This is a genomic window from Citrobacter meridianamericanus (assembly GCF_041320245.1).
Taxonomy (GTDB): Bacteria; Pseudomonadota; Gammaproteobacteria; order Enterobacterales; family Enterobacteriaceae; genus Citrobacter; species Citrobacter meridianamericanus.
Genome location: NZ_CP101036.1, coordinates 4,552,220 through 4,573,032 on the forward strand (window position 1 = coordinate 4,552,220; position 20,813 = coordinate 4,573,032).

Here is a 20,813-nt window from a genome sequence, read left to right on the forward strand (position 1 = left end):
AAAGCGATCAGATCAGTATACAGTTATTCGGTAATACGACGATAGACTGTCGGCGTAATTTCTGGCGCTTTATCGTCAAGGCTAATTGCCGCTTTGACCGCTTTCGCCGCTTCCTGCCAGCTGGCTTCATCTTTGGCGTGGATCACCGCCAGCGGGCGCTGTCCGTCTACGCTGTCGCCCAGACGCGCCATGTCGCTGAAGCCAACGCTGTAATCAATGGTGTCCGAGGCCTGACGGCGACCGCCGCCCATGGAAACGACCGCCATACCCAGCGCACGGGTATCCATCGCGCTGACAAAACCTTCGGTATCAGCATATACCGCTTTGCTGAGCATTGCCGTTGGCAGGTACTTCGAATAATTCTCGACGAAATCGGTCGGGCCTTTCTGCGCTGCAACCATGCGACCAAAAATCTCTGCCGCTTTACCGTTATCCAGCACCGCCTGTAATTTCGCGCGAGCTTCGGCATCGTCTTTCGCCAGCTTGCCGGAGATCAGCATTTCCACGCACAGCGCCATGGTGACGTCTAACAGACGTGGATTGCGGTATTCACCTGTCAGGAACTGCACCGCTTCGCGAACTTCTACCGCATTACCCGCGCTGGAAGCCAGCACCTGATTCATATCGGTTAACAGCGCGGTGGTACGTACACCCGCGCCATTCGCCACGCCGACAATCGCTTCGGCAAGGGCTTCAGAGAGCTCGTAGGTCGGCATAAAGGCGCCGCTGCCTACTTTCACATCCATCACCAGCGCATCCAGCCCTTCCGCCAGCTTTTTCGCCAGGATGGAGCCAGTAATCAGCGGGATGGAATCCACCGTCGCAGTAATATCGCGAGTAGCATAAAAACGTTTATCCGCCGGTGCGAGCGAGCTGGTTTGCCCAATAATCGCCACACCCACGTCTTTAATAATTTCACGGAAACGGGCGTCGTCCGGAAAAATGTCAAATCCTGGAATGGCTTCCAGTTTATCGAGCGTGCCGCCGGTATGTCCCAGGCCACGCCCGGAGATCATCGGAATATAACCGCCGCATGCGGCGACCATTGGGCCTAACATCAGTGACGTTACGTCACCCACGCCGCCGGTAGAGTGTTTATCCACAATCGGGCCGTTCAGTTGCAGGCTTTTCCAGTCCAGCACGGTTCCTGAATCACGCATTGCCATAGTCAGCGAAACACGCTCAGGCATTGTCATATCGTGGAAGAAAATGGTCATCGCCAGGGCGGCGATTTGCCCCTCAGAGATGGTGTTGTCACGGATCCCATTGATAAAGAAACGAATCTCTTCATCGCTCAGCGCATGACCATCACGTTTTTTACGAATAATTTCTTGTGCGAGAAACACGGTAACCTCCCGATTATGGGCCGGGTAAGCAGTGCGCTCCCCGGCTAGTCGTATTGATGCCGGATGGCGGCTTACGCCTTATCCGGCCTACGATGGGCAATTCAAACTTAGTAGCTGCTTGCGCTCTTACCGTCGCCGTGACCCAGCGCTTTGAGCAGGCTCGCCAGCAGGCTGGATGCGCCAAAGCGGTAATGGCGGGAATCTGCCCAGTCAGCGCCAAACAGTTCGTCAGCAATCGCCAGGAACTGCTGTGCATCTTCTGCCGTACGCACGCCGCCAGCGGGTTTGAAACCAACGGTTTTAGAAACGCCCATATCACGGATCACTTCCATCATGATGCGTGCGCTTTCCGGCGTCGCATTGACCGGTACTTTACCGGTAGACGTTTTGATGAAATCAGCACCGGCTTTGATGGAGATTTCAGACGCTTTACGGATAAGGGCTTCTTCTTTCAGCTCACCGGTTTCGATGATCACTTTCAGCAGCACATTTGCCGCCGCACACGCGTCTTTACACGCTTTAACCAGATCGAAACCAACTTGCTCATTACCGGCGATCAGCGCACGGTACGGGAACACCACGTCAACTTCATCCGCGCCGTAGGCAATCGCCGCGCGGGTTTCAGCCAGCGCAATCTCGATGTCGTCGTTGCCGTGCGGGAAGTTGGTGACGGTGGCAATACGGATGTCCGGCGTACCCTGCTCTTTCAGAGTCTTACGCGCAATAGGGATGAAACGCGGATAGATGCAGATTGCGGCAGTGTTGCCAACCGGGGTCTTCGCCTGATGACACAGCGCGATCACTTTTTCATTGGTGTCGTCGTCATTCAGGGTGGTCAGGTCCATCAGTTTCAGTGCGCGCAGGCTGCTTGCTGTTAAATCGGTCATAACATTCTCCAACGGCGTCGCCGTATAAAATTTCACCTTGCGAGTTTGTTAGTATTCTAACATCCGCTCGCGATTACACTTCGATATACATCACAGTTAATGAAAACCACATACAGATTTGCATTACTCTAATGAGATCCACTTCAAATAAATCACCTTTCCAGAGGGAATGCGGTGGCATCAAGCGCATCCGGATCAAAGGTTGTAGCGACGTTGCTTTCTACAATGGCGTTACACCTTCGGGATAAAAAGGAATCAACGATGCCCACTTCAAGCGAACTCGCGCTGCAACAGCGTTGCCAACAAATCGTGACCAGTCCGGTGCTCAGCCCTGAGCAGAAACGCCACTTTCTGGCGCTGGAGGCTGAAAACGCACTGCCTTACCCGCAACTGCCTGCTGAAGCACGCCAGGCGCTGGATGACGGGGTGATCTGCGATATGTACGAAGGCCATGCCCCGTTCAAACCGCGTTATGTTTTACCCGACTACGCGCGTTTTCTGGCCAACGGTTCATCATGGCTGGAGCTGGAAGGAGCAAAGGATCTTGATGACGCGTTATCCTTACTCACCATCCTGTACCATCACGTTCCGTCAGTAACGTCGATGCCGGTCTATCTCGGTCAGCTCGATGCTCTACTGCAACCATATGTTAGAATTCTAACACAAGATGAGATCGATATTCGAATAAAACGTTTTTGGCGTTATCTCGACCGCACCCTGCCAGATGCCTTTATGCATGCCAACATTGGTCCAGTCGACACGCCGATTACACGCGCAATTTTACGCGCAGATGCAGAGTTAAAGCAGGTTTCACCTAATCTTACTTTTATTTATGATCCGCAAATCACCCCTGACGATCTGCTGCTTAACGTGGCGAAAAATATCTGTGAATGCAGTAAACCACACATTTCCAACGGCCCTGAAAATGATAAAATTTTCACAAAAGGCCACTACGGCGTCGTCAGTTGTTACAACTCACTGCCGCTGGCTGGCGGCGGAAGTACGCTGGTCAGGCTCAATCTGAAAGCCATCGCAGAGCGCAGCACCTCTGTCGATGACTTCTTTACGTGCACCCTACCGCACTACTGCCAGCAGCAAATCGCCATCATTGATGCACGATGTGAATTCCTCTATGAAAAATCACATTTCTTTGAGAATAGCTTCCTGGTGCAGGAAGGGTTGATTGATCCCAAACGTTTTGTGCCTATGTTCGGTATGTATGGCCTGGCGGAGGCGGTAAATCTGCTGTGTGAAAAAGCAGGGCAATGCGCGCGTTACGGGAAAGATGAGTTTGCCAATCAGCTTGGCTATCGCATTAGCGCCCAACTGGCGGAATTTGTAGAAAGCACGCCAGTGAAATATGGCTGGAATCAGCGCGCGATGCTGCATGCACAGTCGGGGATCAGTTCTGACATCGGCACCACGCCGGGCGCACGTCTGCCCTACGGCGATGAACCGGACCCGATCACTCACCTGCAGACCGTTGCGCCGCATCACGCGTATTATCACGCCGGTATCAGCGACATTCTCACGCTGGATGAAACCATCAAGCGTAATCCCCAGGCGTTAGTGCAATTATGCCTCGGCGCGTTTAAAGCCGGGATGCGTGAATTTACCGCTAACGTGAGCGGTAACGATCTGGTTCGCGTCACCGGTTATATGGTGCGCCTGTCGGATCTGGAAAAATATCGCGCCGCAGGTTCTCGCACCAACACAACCTGGCTGGGCGAAGAAGCCGCGCGCAATACGCGCATTCTGGAACGACAACCTCGCGTGATTAGCCATGAACAGCAGATGCGCTTCGGTAAGTAAGATTATCCCTTTCTCCTGCGTCGACGGGCCGGGCAGTCGCCTGGCTCTGTTTCTGCAGGGGTGCAATCTGCGCTGTAAAAATTGCCACAATCCGTGGACGATGGGACGCTGCAATGACTGCGGGGAGTGTGTCCTGCATTGCCCGCATGAGGCACTCAGCCTGAGTGCAGGAAAAGTGTGGTGGCAGTCCGACGTATGCCAGCAGTGTGACACCTGCCTGCACATGTGCCCACAGCAGGCTACGCCGATGGCGCAGACCATGAGCATTGATGAGGTGCTGCAGTCTATTCGCAAGGCAGCACTGTTTATTGAGGGAATTACGGTCAGCGGCGGCGAAGCGACGACCCAGCTACCGTTTATTGTGGCGCTGTTTAGCGCGATCAAAACCGATCCGCAGTTGCAACACCTGACCTGCATGGTAGACAGCAACGGCATGCTGAGCGAAACCGGCTGGCAAAGATTGCTACCGGTGTGCGACGGCGTGATGCTCGATTTAAAAGCCTGGGATAGCGCATGTCATCGTCAGTTGACTGGTCGCGATAACACGCTGATTAAACAAAGCATTACCTTTCTGTCCGGGCAAGGAAAACTTGCGGAACTGCGCCTGCTGATTATTCCTGGTCAGGTGGATTATCTCCAGCATATCGATGCGCTGGCGGCGTTTATCATACGTTCAGGTGACGTACCGGTGCGACTGAATGCCTTTCATGCGCACGGGGTATACGGCGAAGCAAAAGACTGGCCGAGCGCCACGCCGGAGGATGTGGAGATCCTCGCGCAAAAATTGCGCGAGCGCGGGGTGGAAAATTTGATTTTCCCGGCTTTGTATCTGTGAAATGCCGGATGCGATGCAAAAGCGTCACATCCGGAAATCAAAAATCAAACAACGTCGTCGTATTGCGATACAGCGCGTCAGCAATCACGTCCGCAGGTTCCGGGCGCAGCTCGCATAAGACGTCAAACACTCTGACTACCTGCTCCGGTCGATTGGGCTGTCCCTGAAACCCGCTGAGCGGCATATCTGGCGCGTCGGTTTCCAGCAGCAGTGACTCCAGCGGCAATCGCGCCATTACCTCGCGGGTTTTGCTGGCGCGTGGATAGGTAATGGTGCCACCCACGCCAATTTTGTAGCCCAGTTGTACAAAGCGTTCAGCCTGCTGAAAACTCCCGGAAAATCCATGCACCACGCCGGTTCGCGGTAAAGCATGGTATTTCAGGTGCATCGCCAGCTTGTCATGCGTGCGCCGTGAATGCAGGATCACTGGCAGTTCGTAACGCTTCGCCAGCTTAAGCTGCGCCTCCAGAATCCACTCTTGCTTGTCAAATTGCGGATCGTCCCGATACAGATCCAATCCAATCTCACCTACTGCCACCAGCTTTTGCGGACGCTTATCCAGCGCCTGCTGCAGTTGGTCCAGACAGTCGTCGCTGTGGTGTTCAATCACAATGGGATGCAGGCCCAGCGCGGCAAACAGCGAGGGGTGATTATCCGCCAACGCCAGCACGCGGGAAAAATTCGCCGCCTGGGTGGCCGGGACAATAATACTGTCCACACCGGCTTCACTGGCGCGCTGCAGGCTGGCGGACTCGTCGCCAGTAAACGGCGGAAAATCAAAGTGACAATGCGTATCGATAAAGCGAAAACTCACGCCAAATCCTCATTATCAAACGTGGTGTCATTAGCCTGAGGCGCATTGGTCACCACAGGGGCGTGGGCGTCGTTGGCCACCGGCGCGGGAGGAACCACCACCGGTCCCGGCACCAAAATCTTCGGCGTCTGACGAGGCAGCGGCACGTTTTTCCCCAGCAGTTTGCCGACGGTAGCCAGGAAGTAACGACCGCAGAGGCGTCCGGTTTTATAGTCTTCTCGCAGCGCCGGAATACGACTTCCCAGTGCCATACTATGGAGCGGTTTGGGCGGGTAGATCTCAAAGATACGCAGCTTGCCCGGCGGTTTCTCAATAAAGCTCTGAATCGCGTGATAGGTGGCTTCATGGTGCTGCACCAGATTCAACAGCGGTTGTAGGCTGCTTTCGCCCAGCCAACGTTCCATACGCTTGAACCACTGCGGGGTGTAGTACATTTGCGAAGGCACGGTACGAATAACCACCAGCGTTTTTGCCCCCTGCTTCGCCGCTTCCTGCACGGGAATGGCGTCGCTGACGCCCCCATCCAGGTAATTAACCCCATCCAGCGCAACCCCTGTGCGGTAGAACCCGGGAATCGCACTGGAGGCACGAATAAGATCGAGCCAGTTTTGCCGGTTCGGTGAAAAATAGCCCGGTGTGTAGTCATCACCCCGACAGGCGCACATATAAAACGATTTTCCTGCGGCAAACAGGCGCTCGGCGTTATCCATTGCCAGCGGCATTTGGGACGAGGTCGAATCTACCAGCCAGTCGAGGTCGATTAAGTTTCCCCCTCGCACAAAGCGTACCGGGTCAAAAAACTCACGTCGGGTGGTGTAACGCATGATGACTTTTCGCCCGTAACCAGGCTGGTTACAGAGATAGGCTGATAGGTTTTGCGCGCCCGCAGACGTTCCGTAGAAGAGATCAAAAGGATTAAACTGGGCGCGCATGAACTCATCCAGCACGCCAGCGGTGAAGATGCCTCTTTGTCCGCCGCCCTCACACACCAGCGCCATACTGCCTGGTTGAAACGGACGTAACGATAACGGCGCAATATTGCCGAGCGTGACGGGTATTCTCTGCCCCACCTCTGCCTTCCTGTTGTTTTTGTAATAGAACAACAAAGTAACGCAAATTGCCTGACGCTAAAACCGTAAAAGCCAGTCCGGTGGACTGGCTGAGTAGCAAGTTATCTTTACGGTTTTTCTTTGCAGTTACATGCTAGGGTCGTTTACGACCGGTAAACAGGCTGACCAAAAACAGAATGATCCCCACTACAAATACAATTTTCGCTGCGCCTGCAGCGGTCCCCGCCAGTCCACCAAAACCCAGTGCAGCGGCAATTAACGCGATAACCAGAAATATGATGCCCCATCGAAACATATGCTTCTCCTTTACCATAGTTAATGTCACCGCTTGATATGAGCACTCAGGCTGCCCATCGGCGATATTTTCAGTGTGGTGCACAATACGCCTCCCGACAAACGCCAGGAGGACGAATTAAGTCTAATTAGTGAGTTTTGAGATCGTTTTTAACGCTTTTCACGCCATCAATCGCTTTGGCGATGCTCTCAGCGCGATCGCTTTGAGCCTGCGATTCAACGGTTCCTGAAAGCTGTACCACACCATCGGTGGTTTCAACTTTCACTTTGCGGGATGGGACAATATCATCGGCCAGCAGCTTGGCTTTTACCTCACTGGTGATTGCCGTATCGCCTGCATAGCCTTTTACGGAAGAGTCTTTGCTATCACGCACGTGCAGTTTGTCGCTAACGGAGGTCACACCCTCAACGCCTTTCGCCACTTTCACCGCCTCTTCGGCCTGTGCCTGGCTTTCAACAAACCCGCTTAACGTCACTACTTTTTGATCTGTTTTGACGGAAATATCGGTGCTCTTAATGCTATCGTGGTCCACCAGCGCGGCTTTCACTTTCGCGGTGATGGTGCTGTCATCCATGAAATTACCGACTTTGTTCATAGAGCTATCGACTTTCTGCCCCGCACTTTCGACGCCGGATTGCGCTTTATCCGTCGTGGCGTTTTCTGCATAAGCAGAACCCGTTGCAACAGCGGAGGTCAGCATCACGGCCAGCAGCGTTTTAGAAATCTTAAGTCCTGTCATTGTCATCGATGTATTCCTGTATGTTTTTCTTAAGCGATGCTCTGGCATTAAACGGCCTGAACCAGAGACAAATTTTGTAAGTGAGATGAATGTCAGTTATAGAGGCTGCAACAGGCAGCTTAAGAAGCATTAAAAACCGACATTCATGTCATCACATTGTTAAATATAGTTCACGATTTCGTGATCGCAGCCCGAATTGGCTAAAAAACAGACAAACAAAGAAAAAATGAGAGGATTTAAGAACATTCCGTAAGGGATTTAAAAGACAGGAAAAGTTGCCGGGCACGACGAATACCGTGCCCGGAAAGGTCGATTAGTGTTCGCGCGTTTTGCGGAACTGAACGTCAGGGTAACGTTCCTGGGTGAGATTCAGGTTAACCATGGTTGGTGCAATATAAGTAAGATTATCGCCGCCATCCAGCGCCAGCTGAATTTCGTTTTTACGCTTAAATTCTTCAAATTTCTTCACGTCAGAACACTCTACCCAACGCGCAGTCGCCACGTTGACCGATTCATAAATCGCTTCAACGTTGTATTCGCTCTTCAGACGAGAAACCACCACGTCGAACTGCAGCACACCGACAGCTCCCACGATCAGGTCGTTATTGGCGATCGGACGGAATACCTGCACGGCGCCTTCTTCTGAAAGCTGAACCAGTCCTTTCAGCAGCTGTTTCTGCTTCAACGGATCCTTGAGGCGAATACGACGGAACAGCTCCGGTGCGAAGTTCGGAATACCGGTGAACTTCATCATTTCGCCCTGGGTAAAGGTATCGCCAATCTGGATTGTGCCGTGGTTGTGCAGGCCAAGAATATCGCCCGGATACGCTTCTTCGACGTGAGAACGGTCACCGGCCATAAAGGTCAGCGCATCGGAGATCACCACGTCTTTACCAATGCGCACCTGGCGCATTTTCATGCCTTTCTCGTACTTGCCGGACACCACGCGCATGAACGCCACGCGGTCACGGTGTTTCGGATCCATGTTGGCCTGAATTTTAAACACGAAGCCAGTGAACTTCTCTTCAGAGGCTTCAACGATGCGGGTATCGGTTTTACGCGGCATCGGCGCAGGCGCCCACTCCACTAAGCCATCCAGCATATGATCGACGCCGAAGTTACCCAACGCGGTACCGAAGAAGACCGGGGTGATTTCGCCCGCGAGGAACAGCTCATGATCGAACTCGTTGGACGCACCCTGCACCAGTTCCAGCTCGTCGCGCAGCTGCTGCGCCAGGTCTTCACCCACGGCAGCATCGAGCTCCGGGTTGTTCAGACCTTTAACAATGCGCACTTCCTGAATGGTGTGACCTTTACCTGTCTGATACAGATAAGTTTCGTCTTTATAAAGGTGATAGACACCCTTAAACAACTTCCCGCAGCCAATCGGCCAGGTGATCGGTGCGCAGCCGATTTTCAGTTCGTTCTCGACTTCATCCAGCAGCTCCATCGGGTCACGGATGTCACGGTCGAGTTTGTTCATAAAGGTCAGGATCGGCGTATCGCGCAGACGGGTAACTTCCATCAGCTTGCGGGTACGATCCTCGACGCCTTTCGCGGCGTCAATAACCATCAGACAGCAGTCCACCGCCGTCAGGGTACGATAGGTATCTTCGGAGAAGTCTTCGTGCCCCGGGGTATCCAGTAGGTTCACCAGGCAGTCATGATACGGGAACTGCATCACGGAGGTGGTAATGGAGATCCCACGCTGCTTTTCCATTTCCATCCAGTCAGACTTCGCATGCTGGCTGGAGCCACGGCCTTTTACCGTACCGGCGGTCTGAATCGCCTGTCCGAATAACAGAACCTTTTCAGTAATGGTCGTTTTACCGGCATCCGGGTGAGAAATAATGGCAAAAGTGCGGCGTTTGGCCACCTCTTGCAAATAAGGAGACAACGTCATAGTCAAATCTTCTTAGGTAAGCACGGCAACGGGCCGTGCAAGTTGAATACGAAAAATTGCGGCTATTTTACCCATCAACGGGGGGGAGGCAATCAGTGTTTACACAGGAGCTGCTCCAGTTCGCTTAATGACGTCACCGTCCAGGTCGGCTGAATGCCCGCTGGCTGCTCGCGATGATGCGTATTGAGCCAGCAGGTGGAGAGCCCAGCATTAATGCCGCCAAGGATATCGGACTCTGCGGTGTCGCCCACCATCAGCACGCGGGAACGGTCAGGATTGCCCGCCTGCTCCAGCGCATGGTCAAAAATACGGGGATCGGGTTTCGCCACGCCAACCTGCTCAGAAATCACCAGCAGATCGAAATAATCGCGCAGTCCCGTCCGTTCAAGGCGGATTTGCTGCAACGCCGTGAAGCCGTTGGTAATAATGCCGATTTTCGTTTTATCACGAATTGCATTAAGCAGTGAAACTGCCCCTGGCAACGGCGAGCAGATCTCCGCCATCGCATTGATAAATGCGTCATTAAGCTGGCCAGGTTCAACCTTCAGGCGTTCAGCCCAGCTCTGGAAACGGGCGTGCTGCAGCTGTAATGAGGTAATCGCGCCGTTTTGATAATCCACCCACAGCGGTTTATTCACGGCCTGGTAGTCCTGAAAATCTTCAGCGGTAAAGGTAATGCTATAGTCGAGAAACATCCGCTGTAAGCCGGTAAACGAGTCAAACGTAAACAGCGTTTCGTCGGCATCAAAGAAAATCCAGTCCCACTTCTTCATCATTACACCTTGTCTTACATGCTGATTGGCAATGCCATGATAATGGCGTCTTCATGACCATCGGCCGTCGGATAGTAATTGCGCCGGATCGTCGCCTCGTTAAAGCCCAGGTTTTCATACAGCGCGATAGCGGCTGCGTTTGAGGCGCGCACTTCAAGCCACAGCGTCAAAATGCCACGCTTTTCCAGCTCATCGATCAGATGCTCCAGCAGCTCACGCCCCAGCCCCCTGCGCTGAAAGTCAGGATCGACGGCAATATTGAACAGCGTAGCTTCATCCAGCACGACCTGCGTAATCGCAAAGGCCGCCATCACGTCATCAACCCTCAACTGAAAATTGAGGTAACGATCGCCCTGGTTGCTGGCAAATGTTTTTTCACTCCACGGAAAAGCGTGGGCGCGTTTTTCAATCTGAAATGCTGTAGGTAAATCAGTCGGTTCGAGGGAAGAAATCGTGTTCATATGCGCAGATTTGTTGCCATAACGCGGCGCGGGCCGCGGGGTTTTCCCGTAATTCATTAAACGCAGGACTCGCGACCTGAGCGCCCTCCAGCAGCAGCGGCTCTTCGGTTCCCAGCCGCCAGCTATTACAGCGACTGCCTTGCGGCAGCATGGCGACACGGTCAGGCGTCAGTTGTAAAACCTGATCCGGGCTGACGGTTAATGCGCGTAAAATATCGCTCATCAATGGTTCGGTTAGCGCGGGTAACTGTGCAGCAACCATCACCAAACGGACATGCGCAGGAATGGAAATCGCGATTTCGCCCTGCAGTGCGCCAGGACGACGCAACGACCACTGCGTAATGCCCAGTTGCTGTAACTGCCAGTCTCGTCGGGATGTCATAGCGAAACGCTCCTGTAATCAGGGGCGCAAATATAGCAAATTTGTCGAATCCGTGCCATCAAACAACTATAATCCCCCGCTGTACAATTTAAGGAGCACTCCATGTCTGCTTTTACCCCGGCAAGTGAAGTCTTGCTGCGCCACAGTGATGATTTCGAACAAAGCCGTATTCTGTTTGCCGGTGATTTGCAGGATGACCTGCCTGCTCATTTTGAAAGCGCCGCCAGCCGTGCGCACACTCAGCAGCTTCACCACTGGCAGGTGCTTCACCGCCAGATGGGCGACAACGTCCGCTTCAGCCTCGTCGCTCAAGCCGATGACGTCGGCGATAGCGATACGCTGATCTACTACTGGCCGAAGAATAAACCTGAGGCTCAGTTCCAGTTGATGAACCTTCTGTCGCTGTTACCGGTGGGCAGCGATATTTTTGTTGTTGGTGAAAACCGCAGCGGCGTGCGTAGCGCCGAGCAGATGTTGGCCGAATACGCACCGCTAAACAAAGTCGACAGCGCACGTCGCTGTGGCCTGTACCACGGTCGTCTGGAAAAGCAACCGGTCTTTGATGCTGAAAAATACTGGGACGAATACCAGACCGACAATCTGATCATTAAAACGCTGCCGGGCGTATTCAGCCGTGACGGCCTGGATGTTGGCAGCCAACTGCTACTCTCTACGCTGACGCCGCACACTAAAGGCAAAGTTTTGGATGTCGGTTGTGGCGCGGGTGTTCTCTCCGTCGCACTTGCCAGCCACTCGCCAAAAGTGCGCTTAACCCTGTGCGATGTTAGCGCAGCCGCTGTTGAAGCCAGCCGCGCAACGCTTGCCACCAACGGTATTGAAGGTGACGTTATCGCCAGTAACGTCTTTTCTGACGTGACGGGTCGCTTTGATATGATCATCTCCAACCCGCCGTTCCACGACGGCATGCAGACCAGCCTGGATGCCGCGCAAACGCTGATTCGAGGCGCGGTGCGTCACCTCAACAGCGGTGGCGAACTGCGTATTGTAGCCAACGCCTTCCTGCCTTATCCGAAAGTACTGGATGAAGTGTTTGGCTTCCACGAAGTTATCGCGCAGACCGGGCGCTTTAAGGTCTATCGCACCGTCATGACGCGTCAGGCGAAAAAAGCGTAATTGTCTCGCAGCGAACGGTCATTCACGTGGCCGTTTTTGCATCAATCGACCCAGCCTGTACAATTAACTATTGACGAAAAGTTGAAAACAACTAGAATGCGCCTCCGTGGTAACGATACTTTTTGAGTGTCGATGGTATGCGAAGGTGGCGGAATTGGTAGACGCGCTAGCTTCAGGTGTTAGTGTCCTTTCGGACGTGGGGGTTCAAGTCCCCCCCCTCGCACCATAATCCACGTTGATATTGCTCGCACTGGGCGAAGGTGGCGGAATTGGTAGACGCGCTAGCTTCAGGTGTTAGTGTCCTTAGGATGTGGGGGTTCGAGTCCCCCCTCGCACCAACGAGGCGATATCAAAAAATAAGATGACTGTGCGAAGGTGGCGGAATTGGTAGACGCGCTAGCTTCAGGTGTTAGTGTCCTTAGGATGTGGGGGTTCGAGTCCCCCCCCTCGCACCAATTATCTTATTTCCTTCTCAATTTTCTTCCCTGTTTTGTTCATCCCTGATTCCAGTTCATCATTACCAGAACAATGCCGCCGATCAGTGCTGCGCATGACGGTAATAAAACAAAGTGCCGTAAACGCTCATGGTATAACATGAGTGAAGTCAGTAGTAATCCTAATACAATCATCGCCTTCCATACGTAGACCGACAGGTCACTAAATGCCATCCCGGCAATAAGCATTCCTGGCAGCAGAACACCCCAACCACTGCCCAGCGTACGTTGCAACATGGTACCACCTATCACACTGATAATGATAACCAATATCATATGATAAATTTTCTCATTTGTCAGCTATGTGGCACTATCAATTATATGAGTTTTACTTAACGATTGATGACATCAATAATTTAAGGTGATAAATTGCTCGCCGGTTAGCTTTTCAACTAAAAACAATAAAAACCTCTGCGAATGAAACCCCGTTCGTTATTTGTTTTATTTACCAACTCACCTTCGTACATTGCAGATAACTAACAATATTTACCTATGACAGTACAATCCTGGCGAACTCTGCGCACCAAAAAATACCAACTTTCTTTACGACTGTTCCTGTTACTCAATGCAGTCTCCGCGCTGTTTACGCTTTTTTTCCCCCTGTTTGCCGTCAAAGCTTTGTCAGCACCGGCTTTGCTGATACTTGTGATGAGTACTTTGTTACTGGCATGGCATGGCAAATATGCGGATAAAAGAATTAATCTTCCTTTTATTTCAATCGTTTTTGGCTTGCTTTGGGCATTACATATTTTCCTGAAATATAACGCGCTAGGCCATAATGATTATTATTTTCTGTTAATCGCGCTTCTCAGCGTTTTGTTTATTGGATCTATCGCTTTTGCCAATAATATCATCGCGTTTACGCTTCACTCATTGCCTTCCGTCGCCGTCTGTTTATGGCTGAACGGCAGCGAGCATGGTTTGCGAATTTTCTATTTTATGGCGTTGCCCATGGCCGGGATCGCCATCCAGCATGTGATACAAAAGCGCTACGACGGCTTCGCCCAGCAACTGATGCACAAACTACTGGAAGAACGGGAAACCCTGAACGGTCTCAGCATGCTCGACCCGCTAACCGGTTTGTACAATCGCCGGGGGCTGCAACACAGACTCGATACACTATTGGCCCTGAGCAACTCGAAGCACTACGTCCTGCTGCTGGATATCGACCATTTCAAAGCCTATAACGACCATTACGGTCATATGATGGGCGATCAGGCGCTAATCCGCGTCTCGGCCGCGATTCGTGACTCCGTGCGTTCCCGGGACGTGGTGGCGCGCTTTGGCGGCGAAGAGTTTATGGTTTTGCTGACCGCGGTCGATCCCCAACAGGCTCAGGCTGCCGCCGAGCGCATTCGCCAGAAAGTGTACGACCTTAAAATTCCCCACATGTTTAATGAGAGCGTGGCAACCAACGTAACTATCAGTATCGGCATTGCGCCTCTGGTTGAGCAGGATATTGAAGCCGCGATTGCTCAAGCGGATAAAGCGCTTTATGAAGCCAAGCACCTTGGACGCAACAGCACGCTGGTCAGCGATGAGCTAAGGGTAAACTGCCCTTCTGCCTGAGCGATCTGTGCGATACCGCTCCGGATGGCGACAAAGATCTTGCCATCGTTCAGTGTCAATTATAGGATTAGAAATCATTATCATTTAGATTAACATCCTTATATCAACATGGCTTATCGTTCCGCTCCGATCGTTGAAGATGTCATCTGGCGTAGTCATCTCCCTGCAAAGATGCCCTCGCTGGCTGTTGCCGTCCGCGCAACGATAGCCAAAACCCGAGAACACCTGCTGGATTTCATTCGTCTGGACGAAACGCCAGTGCCAGGAGCAATGACGCTGCATGAATGGACGCAACCAACGACGCTAAGTTCATTGCTCGCGGTTTATTCAGACCATATTTATCGCAATCAGCCCATGCTGCCCCGCGAAAATAAGCCGCTGATTTCTCTCTGGGCGCAGTGGTATATCGGTCTGATGATGCCTCCACTGATGGTGGCCCTGCTGACGCAAAAAGAGGCTATCGACGTCTCGCCAGAACATATGCACGTAGAGTTTCACGAATCGGGTCGTGCAGCCTGTTTCTGGATCGACGTGCATCAGGATCATCAGGCCACGGCTCAGTCTCCCCAACAGCGTATGGAAACGCTGATTCTCTCAGCGCTAACGCCGGTTGTGCAGGCACTGGAAGCGACAGGCGAGATCAACGCGAAGCTTATCTGGAGCAACACGGGGTACTTAATTCACTGGTACTTAACGGAAATGAAGCCGTTGTTAGGTGAAGAATTGCTGAACACGCTGCGTCAGACCTGCTTTTTTGAGAAACAACTCCCCTGCGGCCAGGATAACCCTTTATGGCGTACCGTTGTTCTACGCGAGGGACTGTTAGTACGCAGAACCTGCTGCCAGCGCTATCGTCTGCCCGATGTTCAGCAATGCGGCGACTGCACGCTGAAGTAAGCGAGGAGCCGTAGCCCCCCACCTACACTTTATGCAACCTGCTGATTTTCCTCTTCTATACGCTGTGCTTCTTCATTTTCTTGCGCTAATAGCTGCTTTTCGTAAACCTTAAAGAACGGGAAGTAGATAACAGCCGACACCAGCGCCAGCAGGACAACCAGGAGCGCCGCACGATAATCCCAACCTAACGCCCATGCCGCGCCAACGGGTGCCGGTGCGGTCCAGGGAACCACTGAAATCACCCGCCCAATTAAATCCAGTTTCATCGCCGCCCAGGCCAGCACGGCGTTCACCATTGGGGCCAGAAGGAAGGGAATAAAGAACACCGGATTCATGACAATCGGCGTACCGAAAATCACCGGTTCATTAATATTAAAAATGCTGGGGACCACACTCAACCGCCCAATCGAGCGTAGATGGGCCGAACGACTGCGCAGATAGCAAATTACCAGCCCCATCGTCGCGCCGGAACCGCCAACCACGATAAAGAACGTCCAGAACGCTTCCATAAAGATATGTGGTAAAGGTGTACCCTGAGCCAGCGCCGACTGGTTCATCCCGAGATTGGTGAGCCAGAACATTTGCAGCATTCCCGACACAATCGCGGCGCCGTGAATACCGGCAAACCACAGCAGATGGCCGATCAGTACTGCCAGCAGTATCGCCGGCAGAGAATCGGCGGCGGATACCAGTGGTTTAAAGATGGCCATGATGGCCTGCGGGATCAACATGTCAAACTGTGACTGTATGACCAGGCTCAGCGGGTATAGCGTCAGCACCACCACCAGCACCGGGATCAGCAGATCGAAGGAGTTTTTGATCATCGGCGGCACTTGATCGGGCAAACGAATGCCGATGTTATGCGCCTTCAGAAAACGCATCATTTCAACGCAGTAAATAGCCACCAGGATGGCGGTGAAAATCCCCGTACCGCCCAGGCTATCAACTGGCATCGTGCCTTTAGTTTTTGGCGCAGCAATCAACAGAAATGCCATGATCGACAACATCGCGCACATAAACGGATCTAACTGATGTGACTTCACATAGTGCTTGCCCAGGTTATAAGCAATAGCAGCACATATGTAGACCGACATAATCCCCATCGTCATATCAAACGGTGTAAGTATCTGCCCTTCAAACTGTTTAGCCAAATCCAGCCATGCACGGGCAAATCCCCAGGTGGTATCCGGAGAAAAAGGCGGGTAGGCGAAAACCAACAGAAACGAGCCTACAATCATAAAAGGCATCGCCGAGATAAAACCGTCACGAATTGCCATGACATGACGCTGTGAAGAAATACGCCCCGCGACGGGGCTGACGTAATTTTCAACAAAGCGGAAAATCGCATTAAATACCGCATGGTTAGTAGACATTGCCGTTCTCCCGTTGTGCTAACCCCTGCAACCGTGCTGGTTTCAACACCACCACGTAAAACCCATTCCTACTATTCGCAACCGTGCCAGGAGAAAAACCAGCCTTACCGCTTTTTGAGTTAAGTTTCATAGATGGCTCTTATTATGTGATACAGAGGAAGTGACAACATCAGTATTAATCGCCATTTCAGCATTCTGCAACCGGTTACTGTAACCGGTTTCTTTGATTGTGAAGACGATCGAAAAACTACCAATGTTGCCGTATTGTTACATTTAAATATTTACAGCGAGGTTTACCCTATGACAAATTACGCCATGCGGTTTTTTGCTGTACGGAGCTGCCTGTAGGCTATTTGGAGAGAAGAATGAGTTTGCAATCAGTACGCCAATTTTTAGCGCAACATGCGCCAGATATTGAGATTATCGAATTAGATCAGAGCACAGCCACCGTCGAGTTGGCAGCAAAAGCCCATAACGTCGAACCAGGCCAGATTGCGAAAACACTTTCACTAAAGGTGAAGAACGACATTATTCTGGTAGTCGCCAAAGGTGATGCCCGACTGGATAACAAAAAGCTTAAAAGTACCTTTGGCGCCAAAGCCCGTATGCTGAGTAGCGATGAAGTAGTGAATGCGACAGGTCATCCCGTTGGCGGCGTATGTCCTTTCGGGCTGGAAACGCCGATTTCGGTATACTGCGATGTCTCCCTGAAACACTATGCAGAAGTGCTGCCCGCTGCAGGGGCCATCCACAGCGCGGTTCGCATCACGCCTGAAAGAATGGCTCAACTAACTTCAGCCACCTGGGTGGATGTCTGTCAGTAAAGTTATACGGCCCGTGCCGGTTGTTCACCCCAGCACGTAACGAGTTAAGAAGCCGTCTGTAGAAATGGTGCAGACTCACCTGCGCGCAGATACAACAGAATATCTGCAGCATCGAGCAGTCCGGCATCTGAGCTCACACCCAGTTTGGACATCACATTAAATTTATGTGCCCGGATGGTTTTAATATTTCGTTCCAACTGAACGGCAATCTGCGGCATTGAATAACCATTCGACATAAAGCGCAGTATTTCTCGTTCTGTTGGACTGAGCATACGGCTTTGATTGATATACCAATGGTTTTTTGCACCTTCGGATCCCCGACAGGGAGCATTCAATGCCGTGAATAGCGCATCCTGCAGCACCGTTAACGAAGACGATTTGCTCACTACCCCATCTAACGGCAAGGGCGACAAAGAGCCGATTAATCGCGCCTCTACGTCATCATCAACAATTACCACCCGGCGAATACGCGGAAATTTTTCCGCCAGTTCCATCATATAAGCTAAACCGGCCCTGCGGTCAGTTCTGATTGCAGAGAGGGAAAAAATAACCGCCGAAAACGACGTTTTTAACATTGCCTGACTAAATGCAGGTTGGCTCGAAAAGATATGAAGTTTGTATTGGTCATCCGACATGGTATTAAACAAACTCTTAATACCGACACTACTCATTGCGCACTTCTCTACCAGCGCGACGTTTCTTTTGATGTTTCTGCTTTCCATTCCGTGGTTTCTCCATAGACTGAAGGTAAATTCAGTTCTCGCGATCCTTGAGAACTGTTTATCCAGGCGTACATTTCTGCGTTACTATGAATCGACAAACGACGCATAGCACTGTTCTTTTGAGCGCTGATTGTTTTATTGCTTTTCTTTAGCAACGTCGCAATCTGGTTAATTCCCCATCCTTTCCCTAAGAGCCGCAACACTTTCCTTTCAGAAAGGGTGAGAACAATTGACCGCACGTTGTTATCCATTAATTGCGGTATAGCTGGCGGAGAGAGCAACGCCTTGCTGATTCTCTCCGCACGGGTATTCCCCGCGTGGATGACATTTACTAAACTTTCAATCGGTTCGGCGTCAGATAACAGCGAACTAACAGGGCACATTAGCAGTTCAATGGCCAGAGGATAAAAATGACGAGATACAAGAAATACCCAGTGGATATCACGGTATTGGGATAATAAAGAATAATATTGTTCGCAGACTGAACGAGGATGATTACAGTCTCCGGTTAAATCAGCAATAACCAGATTGGCACAACGCAGCTGCAGCAAAGTCAGTTCTTCGACGGAGCGGCAGTAGGTCAGCTCGTAATCGGCAAACTGTGCCTGCATTACACCTTTTAACCCAGTTTGTATAATAGGTAATTTACTAATAATAATTGCGTTTTTGCAGCGTCCTGGCAACATATCCCCTCCACCACTCACCAGTCCGTAATCGCACTTATTCAAAATTCCTTGATGAATTAATAAAATTAATCCACAGGAAAATACTCCGAACAATAAACGGGGTGAATTGTTTATCCTTGGCTTTATGATTTAATTAAACAGACACTTTGGCGCTATAATCCAAATAGCGTCAATCTATCGAACCATTATTACACAATTACCTATAAAAATATTATCTGTACAATTAAAAGTACTACAATAGATCGTTAGCTTGGCTTATGTATTTGCTATCTGGATGAATAACGTTACATTTCGGTGAGAGACTTCTTTATTGATAAGCTGATGAGATGTTCAAATGGCTCAGGCACGCGGCCTGCGTCTTTTTTCAACACAAAAATTGATCTTAGCAGAGCCAACAAGCTCATGCTTCATGATAAAAGTAAACATTCATCACTCCATGAGATCCTTTTCAGCCAGAGCGAGCCATGCAAACAGAGCAGTCGTCACAGCGGACAGTTACACGGTTGTGTATTCAATGCGGTCTTTTTTTACTTCAGCATGGGGCAGAAAGCGCGCTGGTTGACGAGCTATCCACCCGGCTTGGACTGGCACTTGGCATGGACAGTGTAGAAAGCGCCATCTCTTCTAACGCTATCGTCCTGACTACCATTCAAGACGGGCAGTGTCTGACATCAACGCGAAAAAATCAGGATCGCGGGATTAACATGCACGTCGTCACGGAAGTGCAGCACATCGTAATTTTGGCGGAACACAAACTGCTGGATGTTAAAGGCGTAGAGAAGCGCTTTAGCCAAATTAAGCCGCTGCGCTATCCAAGATGGTTGGTCGCCTTGATGGTCGGTTTATCCTGCGCCTGCTTTTGTAAACTCAATAACGGCGGATGGGATGGCGCGGTGATCACCTTTTTCGCCAGTATGGTGGCGATGTATATCCGCCAGATTCTGGCGTCCCGGCATTTACACCCACAAATTAACTTCTGCATCACGGCTTTTGTGGCGACAACGATTTCAGGTCTGCTGCTGACGTTGCCGACGTTTAACCACACCCCAAACATCGCCATGGCCGCCAGCGTGCTGCTGCTGGTTCCGGGGTTTCCGTTGATCAACTCCGTCGCGGATATGTTTAAAGGACACATTAATACTGGACTCGCCCGCTGGGCTATTGCCAGCCTACTGACACTGGCAACCTGCATTGGCGTGGTCATGTCGATGACCTTATGGGGGCTACGCGGATGGGCGTGATCGATTTCATTTTGGCGCTGATGCAAGACATGATCCTGGCGGCGATCCCGGCGCTTGGCTTTGCTATGGTCTTTAACGTACCGCATCGGGCGCTACCCTGGTGCGCGTTACTCGGCGCACTCGGACATGGTTCACGCATGGTGATGATGAGCGCAGGACTTAATATTGAATGGTCGACCTTTATGGCCTCGCTACTGGTCGGCTGCATTGGGATCCAGTGGTCACGTTGGTATCTGGCGCATCCAAAAGTCTTCACCGTCGCGGCGGTGATCCCCATGTTTCCAGGGATCTCCGCCTACACCGCGATGATCTCGGCGGTAAAAATCGGCCATTTTGGCTACAGCGAAGCGTTGATGATCACCTTGTTAACCAATTTCCTGAAAGCCTCATCGATTGTCGGCGCGCTCTCCATCGGCCTGTCCGTACCGGGATTATGGCTGTATCGCAAACGCCCGCGCGTTTAAGCACGCCACAGAGGGGAATCTCCCCTCATCTGCTGCTCTCTCTCTTCTGTGTTACTATAAAAGCAGTTCCCTTCTCGGTTGTTGTTCAGTAT

Annotated in this window: 22 protein-coding genes and 3 tRNA genes; 11 read left to right on the forward strand and 14 right to left on the reverse strand. The window is 51.5% G+C overall.

Annotation, left to right across the window (positions count from 1 at the left end):
- Positions 1-23: 23 nt before the first annotated feature.
- Complete coding sequence (deoA, locus tag NMD08_RS22160; protein WP_187253697.1) at positions 24-1,346, reverse strand: thymidine phosphorylase; 1,323 nt, start codon at positions 1,344-1,346, stop codon at positions 24-26.
- A 107-nt stretch (positions 1,347-1,453) separates the two neighbouring features.
- The gene (gene deoC / locus NMD08_RS22165; protein ID WP_137376109.1) at positions 1,454-2,233 is read right to left on the reverse strand and encodes a deoxyribose-phosphate aldolase; all 780 of its coding nucleotides are present in this window, start codon (positions 2,231-2,233) and stop codon (positions 1,454-1,456) included.
- A gap of 261 nt (positions 2,234-2,494) precedes the next feature.
- Between deoC and NMD08_RS22170 the strand changes: the two genes are divergently transcribed.
- Together NMD08_RS22170 and NMD08_RS22175 are read left to right on the forward strand one after the other, a co-directional pair.
- The gene (locus NMD08_RS22170) at positions 2,495-4,045 is read left to right on the forward strand and encodes a YjjI family glycine radical enzyme (RefSeq protein WP_187253695.1); all 1,551 of its coding nucleotides are present in this window, start codon (positions 2,495-2,497) and stop codon (positions 4,043-4,045) included.
- The gene (locus tag NMD08_RS22175) at positions 4,017-4,880 is read left to right on the forward strand and encodes a YjjW family glycine radical enzyme activase (protein WP_151224524.1); all 864 of its coding nucleotides are present in this window, start codon (positions 4,017-4,019) and stop codon (positions 4,878-4,880) included. The genes NMD08_RS22170 and NMD08_RS22175 overlap by 29 nt, the downstream gene beginning before the upstream one ends.
- 37 nt (positions 4,881-4,917) lie before the next feature.
- Here the strand turns inward: NMD08_RS22175 and NMD08_RS22180 are convergent, their stop codons facing one another.
- The 8 genes from NMD08_RS22180 to holD form a co-directional block, all read right to left on the reverse strand.
- The gene (locus tag NMD08_RS22180; RefSeq protein ID WP_252838433.1) at positions 4,918-5,694 is read right to left on the reverse strand and encodes a metal-dependent hydrolase; all 777 of its coding nucleotides are present in this window, start codon (positions 5,692-5,694) and stop codon (positions 4,918-4,920) included.
- Positions 5,691-6,764 (reverse strand): patatin family protein, encoded by a 1,074-nt coding sequence (locus NMD08_RS22185; protein ID WP_187259132.1) that lies wholly within the window; start codon positions 6,762-6,764, stop codon positions 5,691-5,693. Before NMD08_RS22185 ends, NMD08_RS22180 begins: the two co-directional genes overlap by 4 nt.
- A gap of 133 nt (positions 6,765-6,897) precedes the next feature.
- Positions 6,898-7,059 carry a DUF1328 domain-containing protein gene (locus tag NMD08_RS22190; protein WP_003019081.1) on the reverse strand — a complete coding sequence of 54 codons (162 nt, stop codon included), beginning with the start codon at positions 7,057-7,059 and terminating at the stop codon, positions 6,898-6,900.
- Positions 7,060-7,186: 127 nt separating this feature from the next.
- Positions 7,187-7,804 (reverse strand): molecular chaperone OsmY, encoded by a 618-nt coding sequence (gene osmY / locus NMD08_RS22195; protein WP_151216671.1) that lies wholly within the window; start codon positions 7,802-7,804, stop codon positions 7,187-7,189.
- Positions 7,805-8,111: 307 nt separating this feature from the next.
- Positions 8,112-9,701 (reverse strand): peptide chain release factor 3, encoded by a 1,590-nt coding sequence (gene prfC, locus NMD08_RS22200; RefSeq protein WP_191234222.1) that lies wholly within the window; start codon positions 9,699-9,701, stop codon positions 8,112-8,114.
- 92 nt (positions 9,702-9,793) lie between these two features.
- Entirely contained in the window at positions 9,794-10,474 is a 681-nt protein-coding gene (gene yjjG, locus NMD08_RS22205; protein ID WP_061067189.1) for a pyrimidine 5'-nucleotidase, read from the reverse strand.
- A 14-nt stretch (positions 10,475-10,488) separates the two neighbouring features.
- On the reverse strand, positions 10,489-10,935 hold the full coding sequence (gene rimI, locus NMD08_RS22210; protein ID WP_151216670.1) for a ribosomal protein S18-alanine N-acetyltransferase: 447 nt from the start codon (positions 10,933-10,935) through the stop codon (positions 10,489-10,491).
- Positions 10,904-11,317, reverse strand: a complete 414-nt coding sequence (gene holD / locus NMD08_RS22215; RefSeq protein ID WP_005123886.1) for a DNA polymerase III subunit psi — start codon at positions 11,315-11,317, stop codon at positions 10,904-10,906. Before holD ends, rimI begins: the two co-directional genes overlap by 32 nt.
- A gap of 102 nt (positions 11,318-11,419) precedes the next feature.
- Between holD and rsmC the strand changes: the two genes are divergently transcribed.
- The 4 genes from rsmC (at position 11,420) to NMD08_RS22235 (ending at position 12,906) form a co-directional block, all read left to right on the forward strand.
- The gene (gene rsmC / locus NMD08_RS22220) at positions 11,420-12,451 is read left to right on the forward strand and encodes a 16S rRNA (guanine(1207)-N(2))-methyltransferase RsmC (RefSeq protein ID WP_370619069.1); all 1,032 of its coding nucleotides are present in this window, start codon (positions 11,420-11,422) and stop codon (positions 12,449-12,451) included.
- Positions 12,452-12,590: 139 nt separating this feature from the next.
- Positions 12,591-12,677 (forward strand) — tRNA-Leu (locus NMD08_RS22225).
- A gap of 28 nt (positions 12,678-12,705) precedes the next feature.
- Positions 12,706-12,789 (forward strand) — tRNA-Leu (locus NMD08_RS22230).
- A gap of 31 nt (positions 12,790-12,820) precedes the next feature.
- Positions 12,821-12,906: transfer RNA gene (locus NMD08_RS22235), tRNA-Leu, on the forward strand.
- A 39-nt stretch (positions 12,907-12,945) separates the two neighbouring features.
- Here NMD08_RS22235 and NMD08_RS22240 read toward each other — a convergent pair.
- Positions 12,946-13,182 carry a DUF1435 domain-containing protein gene (locus tag NMD08_RS22240; RefSeq protein ID WP_151216668.1) on the reverse strand — a complete coding sequence of 79 codons (237 nt, stop codon included), beginning with the start codon at positions 13,180-13,182 and terminating at the stop codon, positions 12,946-12,948.
- A gap of 255 nt (positions 13,183-13,437) precedes the next feature.
- On the opposite strand from NMD08_RS22240, the gene NMD08_RS22245 reads away from it, so the two are divergent.
- Positions 13,438-14,514: a diguanylate cyclase gene (locus tag NMD08_RS22245; protein WP_151216667.1), complete on the forward strand. Its 1,077-nt coding sequence runs from the start codon at positions 13,438-13,440 to the stop codon at positions 14,512-14,514.
- Between the two features lie 108 nt (positions 14,515-14,622).
- The gene (fhuF, locus tag NMD08_RS22250; protein WP_151216666.1) at positions 14,623-15,411 is read left to right on the forward strand and encodes a siderophore-iron reductase FhuF; all 789 of its coding nucleotides are present in this window, start codon (positions 14,623-14,625) and stop codon (positions 15,409-15,411) included.
- 29 nt (positions 15,412-15,440) lie between these two features.
- Here fhuF and NMD08_RS22255 read toward each other — a convergent pair whose 3' ends face one another.
- The gene (locus NMD08_RS22255) at positions 15,441-16,784 is read right to left on the reverse strand and encodes a PTS sugar transporter subunit IIC (RefSeq protein ID WP_151216665.1); all 1,344 of its coding nucleotides are present in this window, start codon (positions 16,782-16,784) and stop codon (positions 15,441-15,443) included.
- Between the two features lie 365 nt (positions 16,785-17,149).
- On the opposite strand from NMD08_RS22255, the gene NMD08_RS22260 reads away from it, so the two are divergent.
- Complete coding sequence (locus NMD08_RS22260) at positions 17,150-17,608, forward strand: YbaK/EbsC family protein (protein ID WP_151216664.1); 459 nt, start codon at positions 17,150-17,152, stop codon at positions 17,606-17,608.
- Positions 17,609-17,652: 44 nt separating this feature from the next.
- On the opposite strand, the gene bglJ is transcribed toward NMD08_RS22260, so the two are convergent.
- Both bglJ and NMD08_RS22270 read right to left on the reverse strand, forming a co-directional pair.
- Complete coding sequence (bglJ, locus tag NMD08_RS22265) at positions 17,653-18,330, reverse strand: DNA-binding transcriptional activator BglJ (protein WP_151216663.1); 678 nt, start codon at positions 18,328-18,330, stop codon at positions 17,653-17,655.
- Positions 18,291-19,016: a response regulator transcription factor gene (locus tag NMD08_RS22270; protein ID WP_151216662.1), complete on the reverse strand. Its 726-nt coding sequence runs from the start codon at positions 19,014-19,016 to the stop codon at positions 18,291-18,293. Before NMD08_RS22270 ends, bglJ begins: the two co-directional genes overlap by 40 nt.
- A gap of 464 nt (positions 19,017-19,480) precedes the next feature.
- Here NMD08_RS22270 and NMD08_RS22275 point away from each other — a divergent pair, with 464 nt between their 5' ends.
- Complete coding sequence (locus NMD08_RS22275; RefSeq protein ID WP_187253686.1) at positions 19,481-20,257, forward strand: threonine/serine exporter ThrE family protein; 777 nt, start codon at positions 19,481-19,483, stop codon at positions 20,255-20,257.
- On the forward strand, positions 20,248-20,721 hold the full coding sequence (locus NMD08_RS22280; RefSeq protein ID WP_151216661.1) for a threonine/serine exporter: 474 nt from the start codon (positions 20,248-20,250) through the stop codon (positions 20,719-20,721). Before NMD08_RS22275 ends, NMD08_RS22280 begins: the two co-directional genes overlap by 10 nt.
- Positions 20,722-20,813 lie beyond the last annotated feature (92 nt).